This is a genomic window from Neobacillus sp. B4I6 (genome assembly GCF_050434045.1).
Taxonomy (GTDB): domain Bacteria; phylum Bacillota; class Bacilli; order Bacillales; family Cytobacillaceae; genus Neobacillus.
The window spans coordinates 93,984-106,176 of sequence record NZ_JBNPWB010000001.1 but is presented as its reverse complement, the minus strand read 5'-3'; the positions used below and the strand labels follow the sequence as shown (position 1 = coordinate 106,176).

10 protein-coding genes and 2 pseudogenes are annotated in these 12,193 nt (G+C 37.0%); all 12 read left to right on the top strand.

Translation table 11 applies throughout. The features are described 5' to 3' along the window. Positions 1-145: 145 nt before the first annotated feature. The 12 genes and pseudogenes from QF028_RS00610 (at position 146) to QF028_RS00555 (ending at position 10,496) form a co-directional block, all read left to right on the top strand. The gene (locus QF028_RS00610; protein ID WP_429463313.1) at positions 146-601 is read left to right on the top strand and encodes an SRPBCC family protein; all 456 of its coding nucleotides are present in this window, start codon (positions 146-148) and stop codon (positions 599-601) included. A 38-nt stretch (positions 602-639) separates the two neighbouring features. Continuing rightward, positions 640-2,208 carry an AMP-binding protein gene (locus tag QF028_RS00605; protein ID WP_429463311.1) on the top strand — a complete coding sequence of 523 codons (1,569 nt, stop codon included), beginning with the start codon at positions 640-642 and terminating at the stop codon, positions 2,206-2,208. Positions 2,209-2,238: 30 nt separating this feature from the next. Next, positions 2,239-3,030 (top strand): enoyl-CoA hydratase/isomerase family protein, encoded by a 792-nt coding sequence (locus QF028_RS00600; RefSeq protein ID WP_429463309.1) that lies wholly within the window; start codon positions 2,239-2,241, stop codon positions 3,028-3,030. A gap of 148 nt (positions 3,031-3,178) precedes the next feature. Then, positions 3,179-4,429 carry a benzoate/H(+) symporter BenE family transporter gene (locus QF028_RS00595; RefSeq protein WP_429463307.1) on the top strand — a complete coding sequence of 417 codons (1,251 nt, stop codon included), beginning with the start codon at positions 3,179-3,181 and terminating at the stop codon, positions 4,427-4,429. A 135-nt stretch (positions 4,430-4,564) separates the two neighbouring features. Further along, positions 4,565-5,203 (top strand): annotated as a pseudogene (gene modB / locus QF028_RS00590) (molybdate ABC transporter permease subunit). Positions 5,204-5,351: 148 nt separating this feature from the next. Further along, the gene (moaA, locus tag QF028_RS00585) at positions 5,352-6,368 is read left to right on the top strand and encodes a GTP 3',8-cyclase MoaA (protein WP_429463306.1); all 1,017 of its coding nucleotides are present in this window, start codon (positions 5,352-5,354) and stop codon (positions 6,366-6,368) included. A 174-nt stretch (positions 6,369-6,542) separates the two neighbouring features. After that, positions 6,543-7,498, top strand: a pseudogene (locus tag QF028_RS00580) (MoeB/ThiF family adenylyltransferase). Between the two features lie 202 nt (positions 7,499-7,700). Next, on the top strand, positions 7,701-8,171 hold the full coding sequence (locus tag QF028_RS00575; protein WP_429463304.1) for a molybdenum cofactor biosynthesis protein MoaE: 471 nt from the start codon (positions 7,701-7,703) through the stop codon (positions 8,169-8,171). Continuing rightward, positions 8,168-8,401 (top strand): molybdopterin converting factor subunit 1, encoded by a 234-nt coding sequence (gene moaD / locus QF028_RS00570; protein ID WP_429463302.1) that lies wholly within the window; start codon positions 8,168-8,170, stop codon positions 8,399-8,401. The genes QF028_RS00575 and moaD overlap by 4 nt, the downstream gene beginning before the upstream one ends. A gap of 139 nt (positions 8,402-8,540) precedes the next feature. Continuing rightward, on the top strand, positions 8,541-9,107 hold the full coding sequence (locus QF028_RS00565) for an MBL fold metallo-hydrolase (protein WP_429463300.1): 567 nt from the start codon (positions 8,541-8,543) through the stop codon (positions 9,105-9,107). Further along, positions 9,104-9,316, top strand: coding sequence for a hypothetical protein (locus tag QF028_RS00560; protein ID WP_429463726.1), 213 nt, complete (start codon positions 9,104-9,106; stop codon positions 9,314-9,316). Before QF028_RS00565 ends, QF028_RS00560 begins: the two co-directional genes overlap by 4 nt. Before the next feature lie 508 nt (positions 9,317-9,824). Next, entirely contained in the window at positions 9,825-10,496 is a 672-nt protein-coding gene (locus QF028_RS00555) for an adenylate kinase (protein ID WP_429463298.1), read from the top strand. Positions 10,497-12,193: the final 1,697 nt, after the last annotated feature.

Here is a 12,193-nt window from a genome sequence, read left to right as displayed (position 1 = left end):
AATGGAAGGTGAATCACCTTAAGTAATCCATATATTAACATTTGAAACTCATTTTCCACTTTTTTATTTATCATTATTTGTAACCGCTTTCTAAGAAGTTTTTATGATTCACAAAAACAATTTAAAGATAGAATAGGAGGAGTTAATGATGGAAGGTAAAGGGACGCTGAATTTGCCAGCAGGTATTGAACAGTCTTGGGATGTGTTATTAGATTCAGAGGTGCTTGAGAGATGCATAATGGGCTGCAAAAAATTAGAGGTAGTAGAAGAAAATAAATATGAAGCTGATATTTCTATGGGTGTTGCAGCAGTTAAGGGTGACTACTCTTCAACTATTGAGTTAGCAAATATTGAAAAACCTAAATCTTATCGAATGATTGTAAAGGGTGAGGGTGGTCCTGGAAGTATTGATGCTGTCGCAGATATAAACCTTGAATCAGTAGATGAAACTACAACAGTGCTTCATTATACCTTTGAAGCAGAAGTGGGAGGAAAAGTTGCGATGGTCGGTCAACGTATGCTAGGTGGGGTAGCAAAGCTGATTATTAAAGACTTCTTTAAAAAATTTGGGAAAGAATTAAAAAAGCAAACAGTTAATTAGGTAATGAATCTGTCAAGGGGAGAAAGGAGAGATTTTTTATGAATTTAGGTACCTTATTGGATTTTACGGTAGAGCGTTATCCAAACCATATCGCTCTAGTTCAAGGCCCCAAATCTTATACTTATGTCCAAATGCAAAATGAAGTAGAAAAAGTAGCTGCTTCTTTGCAGTGTCTAGGCATTCAAAAGCAGGACCGTGTTGTAGTAATCTTAAAGAACAGATATGAAAATATTATGATTTACTGGGCATTACAAAAGATCGGTGCGACCTATACTCCAATAAATCACCGCTTATCTGCCAAAGAGATCGAGTATTGTGTAAACGATGCTGAAGCGAAAGCGATCGTCTATGAATTATCAAGTCAAAATGCTGTGTTAGGTTCGAACTTTTCTGAAAGGCCAATCTTGATTGGTGTTGAGAATTACAATGGTGTTGATATTTCTTATCCTGAACTAGTAGACAGAAGCCCAAGAAGCTATCAAAAGCCAACTTTAGATGAAAATGATATTTCAATCATGCTATACACATCAGGAACATCAGGACGTCCAAAGGGTGTACCACGAACTCATAGGAATGAATACGCCTCAGCAATGGCACATATTGTCCAAAACCAGTATCAGTTGGGGGAAAGTACATTAGGAGTAATGCCGCTTTATCATACAATGGGTGTTCGTTCGCTGCTCTCAATGGCTTTTTTAAATGGAAAATTTGCTCTTTTGCCAGAATCTGACTTTGATGCTGGTGAGGCGCTTGAAATTGTACACAAAGAAGGAATTTCTTCCCTTTATTTAGTGCCGACGCTTTATCATGATATGCTAACACACCCAGATTTTTACAAGTATGACCTTTCAAAGCTTGAAAAAATCGGTTATGCCGGTGCAGCAATGACAACGACATTAGTAAATCAATGTATGAGCTTACTGAAACCAAAACTGTTTGTAAATCATTACGGCTGTACGGAAATTTATACGTTTACCATCTGTCCGAATGTTAATGAAAAGCCAGGTAGTGCTGGTAAACCAGGTATTCACCAAAATATTCGTCTGGTAAAAGCAGATCCTGATGGTCATTCTACTCCTGATGATATTGTTGGGAAAGAAGAAGTTGGTGAAATTATAGCAAACCTGGATTCCATTGAAGCTTTCAAGGGGTATTGGAATCGCCCTGATGCTACAAATAAGGCGATTCGCGAGGGCTGGTATTTTACAGGGGATATTGGATTTATTGATGAAGATGGTGATTTATTCGTTGTTGGCCGTGTTGACGATATGATTATCTCTGGAGGAGAAAACATTCATCCATTAGAAGTTGAAGATTGTCTGACTCAACATCCAAAGGTTTTGGAAGCTTCCGTTATTGGGGAGCAGGATGATCGCTGGGGACAGATCGTATCCGCCTATATTGTTTTAAAAGACGAATCAGTTACAGCACAAGAACTGGATGAATTTTGCAAGAATCTTGCCTGTTTATCTAATTTCAAAAGACCTCGCAAGTATACGTTTGTTAAAGAAATTCCAAAAAGTCCTGTTGGGAAAATTCTGCGCCGGAAATTGCGTGAGGGTGATTTTGATGCACTGGACAATCAAAGTAAAGCTATCAGCCAATAAAAATCTTAAGAGAGAAAAGGGGAAAAAAGAATGACTATAACAGAACAAACCTATGACCATATTCGAGTGGAGAAAAATGTAGAAAAACAAACGGCAACAATCGTGTTCGATCGTCCAGAGAAAATGAACTATATCAGTATGCTCGGCAGAGATCAGCTTACAGAAATTTTTGCTGGTTTGAATCAAGACGATGAAGTGCGTGTCATCATCCTCAAAGGAGCAGGTGATGTATGTTTCAGTGCAGGAGGAAGCATTCCTGAATTTATGGCGACACATCAAGAAAAGCTTTCCCATTTAGCGGAGAACGTGGCTGCTCCTGAACGTTCTCCAAAACCAGTCATCGCCCAGCTCCAAGGGTATACGTTTGGTGTAGGACTAGAACTTGCGATGGCATGTGATTTTAGAATCGCACGGGAAGATACACTGCTTGCCCTTCCAGAAATGAACCTAGGAATGATTCCAGGGAGCGGAGGTACACAGAGAATTGCAAAGGTTGTGGGCTTAACAAGAGCAAAGGACATGATTATGCGTGCAAGGAAAATTCCGGCTGATGAAGCGTATCAATGGGGTATTTTAACACAAGTAGTGTCCAAAGAGGACCTTCAACAAACAGTGGATTCACTAGTTGAGGAGCTTGTTCGATTTTCTCCGCTTGCCCAACGTGTCGCTAAAGAAGTGTTGAATGCCTCAGAAGAAAGCCCGCTTAGTGCTGGTCTGAAGATAGAAGGAAAAGCCTATGGTCTCCTGCGCACAACAGAAGACTTTAAAGAAGGCGTAGATGCGTTTGTTAAAAAAAGAAAACCTATTTTTAAAGGGAAGTAATCAAATGATATTCACCGGTCATTTCTATCGGTGAATATCTCTTTAGTATGATTTGTTTAGAATGAATATAAAATATTGAGTTAAAGAAGTAAAAACATAATTGTAACAGACATAAATGTATTGATTAGGGATTGAGAAGAGTGAAGTTATGAAACAAAATAAGGTAACCTCAAAAATGAAAAGGCTTTCAAGTGATTTGAATGTAAATACCATTAGTGCAGGAGCACTGGCAGCAATTTTTGGTTGCACAGGTCCGGCATTGATTATTATAAACGGAGCAACAAAGGGTGGATTAACTCAAGCTCAGACAATTTCTTGGATATTTGCAGTATACTTCTTTGGTGGAGTCTTAGGGTTAATTATTGCCCTGAAAAATAAGCAGCCGATTGCTGGAGCTTATTCTATTCCTGGTGCTGTACTTGTTGTAGGTTCATTGTCAAACTTTTCTTTAAGTGAGGCTGCCGGTGCTTATTTAGCAGCAGGTATCATTGTCTTTATTTTGGGAATTACAGGGGTTATCGGTAAAGTGATGCACTGGATTCCGGTTCCCATTGTTATGGCGATGATTGTTGGAGCTATGATTAAATTTGGGACAGGGATGATTACATCAGTCGAACAAGCACCGGTCATTGCAGGTTCAGCAATCCTCGTTTATCTTCTCTCCTCCCGTTTTTTAAAAATAGTTCCTCCCATTTTAATAGCATTTGCGGTTGCTGTTATTTTATCGGTAGTTATGGGAGAATTCCAAGTTAAAGATATGGAATCAGGCTTTATCTTACCTCAACTTGTAACACCATCATTAAATATTGACGCGATTATTTCAATCGGTATACCACTAGCACTTTTAGTAATTGGTGCTGAAAACGCTCAGGCTACAGGTGTTTTAATGTCACAGGGGTACAAACCGCCAGTTAACCAGATGACCATTTACAGTGGCATTGGAGGGATTATCACAGCATTTTTTGGAGGACATAATGCAAATATTGCAGGACCAATGACAGCAATCTGTTCATCAAATGAAGCTGGTCAAAAACATGGAAGATATGCAGCAGTCGTTGTATGTGGTGTACTATTTGCTACCTTTGGAGTGTTTGCAGGAGTAGTCATACCATATGTAACTGCAATGCCGAACGTATTAATCGGTACAATTGCAGGGCTTGCTATGATAGGAGTCCTTTTAAGTTCATTGCAAGAAGCATTCTCTAGTCAGAAATTTCAAATTGGTTCATTTTTTGCCCTGCTCATTGCATTGTCAGGTGTCAATTTTTTTGATGTAAGCTCCCCGTTCTGGGCAATATTGGGCGGTGTTGTTGCATCTCTAATTGTTGAAAAAGCTGATTTCAAGGTAACGCACGATTACGAAAATGGAAAAGGTACAGCTTCTAATGCTTCTGCTTAAAGTTGCGATATTAATTAATATTAAAGTTCACAGGTTTTTATGATGTGTAACTGTTTAATTGAATGAGAAAACAAATACAAATGTCAACATTGAAAATTAGTAAAAGGTTTATGGCAAAATTGAGAGGCGAGTGTGATGCAGGACTTTTGGTCTCCAGTCTTTTTATCGGTAAAAGTATCCATTGTAGCAGTTATCTTTACAGTGATTTTCGGTAGGAAAATGGATATCAGGCAAATTATTTAGAGGAAAAGTTATACTGGAAACCATTTTGATGATTCCTTTAATGCTGCCACCTACAGTTGTAGGATTGATTCTAATTGTTATTTTTTGGGAATACAAGCATTATAGGAAAAACGCTTAGTCTTTTTCAACAATCCATTATGTTTACATGGTGGGCAGCCGTTTTCTCTTCTGTTGTGGTTGCCTTTCCATTGATGTTACAAACCGCTAAACAGGCATTTTTATCTGTAGATCAAGATATCATAAATGTGGCAAGAGTGGATGGAGCAAATGAATTCAAGGTGTTTTGGAAAATTGAAGTTCCACTTACATTAAGGCAGCTCTTAGCAGGTATCATTTTAAGCTTTACTCGAGGTTTTGGTGAGTTTGGCTCAACTTTTATGTTTGCAGGCAATATTCCTGGAGAAACTCAAACTATTCCAGTAGCAATTTATGTTGCATACGAAATTGGCGATATGCAAAATTTGGTTATGGGTAGCTGTATCAGTTTCTATTTCCTTCCTATTTTTATGGGTGAATTCCCGATTAAAGTAAATGGATGGACGACGAAATGAAATAGTAAAACGGAAAAAGATGAAAGAACACAATTGATTTCCAAAAGGCTCTTATGTATTAAGAGCCTCTTGTACTATCTTTTTTATTATAAGTCATATCCTTAGAATGTTGGATTGGGGTGACAATTATGAAACATTCATTGATACAAGATCAATTGAAGCGCCCGTTGCGTGATTTGCGTATTTCAGTTACAGATCGTTGTAATTTCCGGTGCTCGTACTGCATGCCTGCTGAAATATTCGATAAGAATTATGCCTTTTTGCCAAAGGAGCATCTTCTTACGTTTGAAGAAATTGAACGTTTGGCAAAAATCTTTGTGCAGCTTGGGGTAAAGAAAATTCGCTTAACAGGTGGGGAACCCCTATTACGAAGAGATTTACCTGTGTTAGTACAGAAGCTGTTAAAGATTGATGGAATAGAAGACATTGGTTTAACGACAAATGGAGTTTATTTAGTAAAATACGCTGCTGACCTTAAAAAGGCGGGCTTAAAGCGGGTAAATGTTAGTCTCGATGCAATCGATGATGAGTTATTCAAAAAGATAAATGGACGCGGTGTCAGCATAAAAGCAGTATTAAAAGGAATTGAAACTGCACGTACTGAAGGACTTGAAGTAAAAATAAATATGGTAGTTAAAAAAGGGATGAATGACCGTGAAATTATTCCAATCGTTTCTTATTTTAAGGAGCAGGGGATTACTTTGCGATTCATTGAATTTATGGACGTTGGGAGTACGAACGGTTGGAATTTTGATCAAGTTGTTTCCAAAAAGGAAATATACGATATTATTCAAGCTGTTTATCCGCTTGAGCCGATTGAACCTAGTTATTTTGGAGAGGTAGCAAAACGTTGCTGTTACGTAGGTACAAATACGGAGGTAGGCTTTATCACCTCTGTTTCGGAATCATTTTGTTCAAGCTGTACACGCGCACGCATTTCAGCGGAAGGAAAACTGTACACGTGCTTATTTGCAGCAAAAGGCTTTGATTTAAGAGAAAAGCTCAGATCAGATGCAACAAACGAAGAGATAGCAAAGGCGGTTACGGAAGTATGGAATAACAGAAAGGACCGTTATTCTGATGAACGTACAGAAGAGACAGTAAAAAACCGAGAACGAATTGAAATGTCTTATATTGGGGGATAAAAATTGTAAACAACAGTTTTAATCAAGTCCTTTTTAACGTTGAAAATAAAAATTGTTTTCTAAATGAATGTACCGAAATATTAACAGGCGTGCAGGAAGGAAGGACTGAGAGTGAAAGACAGATATTCTAGACAGGAGCTCTTTTCACCGATTGGAAAAGAGGGTTAGAAAAAGATAGAAGACAAGCATGTGCTATTAGTTGGGGCAGGAGCATTGGGAACAGCCATTGCAGGAGGACTCGTACGTGCCGGAATCGGCAAGCTGACGATAGTGGACCGTGACTTTGTAGAATGGAGCAATCTTCAGCGCCAACAGTTATACGATGAAGAGGATGCAGAAAGAAAAATGCCAAAAGCAATAGCGGCGAAAGAACGTTTAAGTAAAGTAAATTCTGATGTTGAAATCATTCCGCATGTGCTTGATGGGACAGCTGAGAAATTGGAATCACTTTTAACTGATGTTCATCTCATCTTGGATGCACAGATAATTTTGATACAAGAATGGTACTAAACGACCTTTCTCAAAAACATGATATTCCTTGGATTTGTGGGGCCTGTGTCGGAAGTTTTGGTTTGAGCTATACAATCATAGCGGGAAAAACGCCGTGTCTGCATTGCTTGCTTGAACATGTGCCCATTGGAGAAATGACATGTGATACTGTCGGCATTATCGGTCCTGCTGTTCAAATGGTTGTTGCTTACCAAGTGTCAGAAGCGCTGAAAATATTAGTAGAAGAAAGACGAAGAATCGTTAAGGCAAACACTTGTGTTATTTGATTTATGGAAAAACCAGCATAAGGCTGTAAAAGTAGGAAAAATGAAAAAAAACACATGTTTATCTTGTGGTAACAATCCTACCTATCCGTTTCTTTCAGTAGAAAATCAAACAAAAACGGAAGTATTGTGCGGAAGGGATACTGTTCAGGTCAGACCGCCGAAAGCAGTTCAATATGACTTGGGAAAGCTTGCGGATCAGCTGTCACATGAAGGGAAAATAGAAAGAAACCGTATTTGCTATCGTTTACAGTTGACTCTTACAGAATTGTCATTTTCCGGGATGGGCGGGTTTTTGTTCATGGCACGAAAGTTATAAAGGAAGCCAAAACGTTATACCACCGTTATTTAGGATAGACTTAAAAAAGCATTATAGTGTTCGAGATGGTTGGTTTGAATTAGAAATCGGCTCTTTCACTGATTTCATCTATTTTCACTGTTAACCTCTAACTTCTTGAAAAGCACGTAGCGTTATTTTAACTAGGTGTTAGAAAATTGTGAGATTATTCGTTAATAAATTGCTAGTATACACTGGCTCATGGAAAGGATGAAAAACGCCGTGGATAAATCATTATATGAAGTAATTACTAACCCAATCAATGTACAGAAAGTAATTGATAAAGTCGTAAGGAGAGAGGCAGGAGCGGTGACGACTTTTATTGGGACTGTCCGGGAAATTACAAAGGGAAAACGGACATTGTATCTAGAATATCAGGCGTATAAATCAATGGCAGTGAAAATACTTGAAAAAATTGGAGTAGAAATTAAAGTGAAGTGGCCTGAAGCGAAAACGGCAATTACCCATCGAATAGGAAAACTGGATATTTCCGATATTGCTGTCGTGATAGCTGTTTCAACTCCACATCGCAAAGACGCATATGATGCTAACGAATACGCTATTGAACGTATTAAGCAAATTGTTCCGATATGGAAAAAAGAGCATTGGGAAAACGGTGATATGTGGATCGGTGATCAACTCGAACAAAAACTGTATCCAACAGGAAAACCGGAAATGGAGGAATACAAATGATTAACGTTTTATTATTTTCTCATCTGCAAGAACAGTTAGGAACAGATAAAATTATAATCAATAAGACGGAATTAACGGTTGCAGCATTAAAAGAAAAATTAGAAGAAGAACTTGACTTGAATCAAGGACAGCCCTTGATGATCGCAATTAACGAAGAATATGCGATTGATGAGGATTTAATAAAGGAAGGCGACATTGTTGCACTGATCCCTCCTGTCAGTGGAGGGTAATAATTTGAATATCAATTTGATCTGGTGCAAGGTATTAAACAATTAGAAATGAAAATAGGGAACGTAAAATAGCTCTAGTCCAAAGACTAGAGCTTATGCGGAAATTTAATTTCCAAGAGACTATAATAATCGTGCAGAGGTGCAATTTATACTTGAAAGTTTAGAAGTATCATATGTAACGATTGATCTGCCTTTTAGATTAAACCATGTCAATTGTTTTATGGCCAAAGTAGAAAATGGATGGACTATAATAGATTCAGGGCTCCATAATTCAATAACTTACAATAAATGGAAACCTATTATTAAAAACAAAAAAGTTGCCAATATCATTATTACTCACTATCATCCAGATCATTACGGCTTTGCTGGTAGACTGCAGGAACTGACAGGTGCGAAGGTATTTATGACCGAGATTGATAAAAATACAGCCATACGAAATTGGGGAGAAAAAAACATTGACTCTTTAGGAGAGAACTACTACAAATGCGGGATACCCAAAGAAACAGCATATGAAATGGCCAATAATGAGGCAGGATTCACACCTCTAGTAACTCCACATCCTAAAGTGGATTATTTTTTACAAGAAGGCGATAAATTTCATATTGGTAAATATGAATATGAGGTATTAGAAGCTCCAGGGCATTACGACGGGATGATTTGTCTTTATAATAAAGAGAAAAGTGTATTATTTTCAACTGATATATAATACCTTCCCACGGTAAGCCATTTTTTAATGCAAATAAAAGAATTGATGAGATTATTAATCATCATTATGAGCGACTTTCTAAGATACTCGAAATAATAGTTTCCCCTCGTTCTGTATATGAGATTAACAATCAATTATTTGGCCATAATTTTACTTCACACGAAATGAGATTTGCAATCGGAGAAACAATATCTCATCTGAATATTTAGTAAATAGAGGGGAATGTACAAAGGAAATGGTTAATGGAATTTACATATATAAAATGTAAGGAATGATTTTTCATTTTATTCCGTTCTCTTTATTTCTACATATAAAAATCTCTTGCGATTGAAGGAGGTTTTTGTGTGTGGCGGGCAGTCGTATTTTGTTTAGCAAACTACACTTTGAATGGGTTTTGTATTCCATACTAATCATATACTTCTTTTAGATTCATAATACCAGTATGTCCAAGTTTGATAGATTTCCTGCACCTTAACCCATGGAATACATAAGGAATTTATTGAAGGAAATAATTTCAAAAAAATCCGGTTGGTTATTGTAAGTAAGAAATAAAAATGAACTAGATAAGAATTTTAAACAGCTTTTTTATAAATTTTTTATAATTAATCATATTCTAATTAGTTTAAAATGGTGCCTTATATATAGAAGAAAATATAATTGAAAAAAGATTAGCGGTTGCATATGTAAAAGTGCAGACAAAAAGAGGAGAGATGATGGATGAACTTATTATTGATGGGATTACCAGGGGCAGGTAAAGGAACTCAAGCAGAACGAATTTCCGGCAAATATGACATACCTCATATATCAACAGGGGATATGTTCCGTACTGCAATAAAAGAAGGAACACCTCTTGGAAAGAAAGCAAAAGAATATATAGATTCTGGTAATCTAGTTCCAGATGAAGTCACCATTGGCATTGTTCGTGAACGACTAAGCAAAGATGATTGTAAAAAAGGTTTTCTACTCGACGGTTTCCCTAGAACGACAGCTCAAGCGGAGGCTCTTGAACAAATGTTAGCTGAAATGGAACGAACGGTTCACTTTGTTCTTAACATTGAAGTTGCTCGTGAAGAGTTAATGGCCAGATTAACTGGACGCCGGCTTTGCCGTGATTGTGGCGCCACTTATCATGTTATCTTTAACTCAACAAATGTGGAAGGGATATGTGATAAATGTAGTGGGGAACTCTATCAACGGGATGATGACAATGAAGAAACGGTAGGAACACGACTGGAAGTTAACATAAACCAGCAGCAGCCGCTTCTTGACTTTTATCAAGAAAAAGGATACTTATGTAAAATTGATGGTTCCCAACCAATTGACATGGTATTTGAAAGTATTGAAAACATTCTCAGTAATCTCTCCAATTCAGTCGTCGTTTCCTCGTAATTTCTTACAGAAAGTTGTTCTGGTGCAAAGATAAATTATAAGAGAATAAAGCGCATATATCTTTAGCTTTATCATATCTTATGCTGCAAGTCCAAACAGTCAAGTTTATTAAGATGCATCGGAGTAACATTATTTCACACTCATCATGTTGTTTTAGGACATTAAGTATAAGGGTGGGCCTTCGATGGATCGCAACGACTTCCCCGTATGTCAGTCCAGGGATAGCAAAAGAATTGCTGTTTATAGGGGAAATCACTGCAGAGCGCACGCGTGAAACGTGTCAATCATGTTGTTGACCCAACCGAGTTATTAACAAAAGCTAAAGAAATCGCTAAAAATATTGCGGTTAATTCACCGCTTGGGGTAAAATTCAGTTAGAAAGCAGTGAATGAGGGAATAGGTCTCGACCTTGAACCCGCCCTGTCTTTAGAAGCGGAAATGTTTGGAACGCTTTTTGTAACAGAGGATCAAAAAGCAGGGATGTCCTCATTTCTTGAAAAGCGGTCCTATACCTTTCAAGGAAAGTAACGGTAGTCTATCAATTATGAGGTGAGCAAGGCATATCTATTGTGGTTGAAGTCTTGTAATCCTGTGATTTTATCTATTTTAAAAAAGGGAAGAGGAATGAGTTTTATACAGAATATAAAACAAAGTGTTTTACTGCAAAAGAAGTTATAAATGTGTTATAAATAGAGTCTAGTAATTGCTAGACTCTATTTATTATCTATCTTTATCTTTATTAAACCGTCTACTTTAAAGAACTGGACCTTTTATTGCACTCTGGTGGGGTTACATAGTTACTGTTACTAGCTTCCAGTTCAACAATAAAGAGAAGAAGGCCCCACAACCAGTAAAAAGTAGAGGGATAATCCAACTGTGAGTTATAGCATCTATAAATCCAAAAGAGTCGGCACTACTGCTGCAAATAAATAACAGACTGATTGAGCCATTCTTGATAGCAGTCAATTATTATTTAAATTGTGTATCTGCTGGAAACGTTCCATTTATATAACCGCACTTTCGCCATCACCGTCACCTAGCCTTTCTCCTTCATCGGTCTCTACTTGAAATTCATAAGATACAAAGTAATCTCTTAACTTTTGTGATTTTTACTGTAGCTCTTACATTTGTCCCAATTGGTGTTTTTAAATTGTTTTAAATATTTAACTACTTTCCTCACATTTAAGTAAGCTACAGAATTAAGTATTAAAAAAACACTAGAGGAAAAAAGTAATTATCATTGCGGTTATCTAAGTAAGAAAATGAAAGTAAAGGGGATAAGAATCTTAAACAGCGCTTTTTGAAAAAGTTGTACTATTAATTATGATTTAATAGAGTGAAAATGTGCTTGACGTTAGTTGGTGCTAGCAAAGATTTTTTTGAAGTAAAACCAATTTGTTATAACAGACGAGGAGGACTAGTTATCAGTAAACAAGCAACGATAGAACAGAAAGTAACTAATCATACAAACTATCATAAACGATTTCCGCTAAAAGTTTGTATCTATTGCGGCAATATTATAGAGGAGTAAAATATACCGTATATGACGAAGTGTGAACATTGTTTAAGCAAAGAGAATAGATAGATAAAGGATTAAATTTATTTTTCCAACATTATCAAAAGAGACTTTCGCTTCAATTGATCTTGTTCTATGGCATTATGATACCTAAAATGATTTGGTATGAAGGAATTAATAC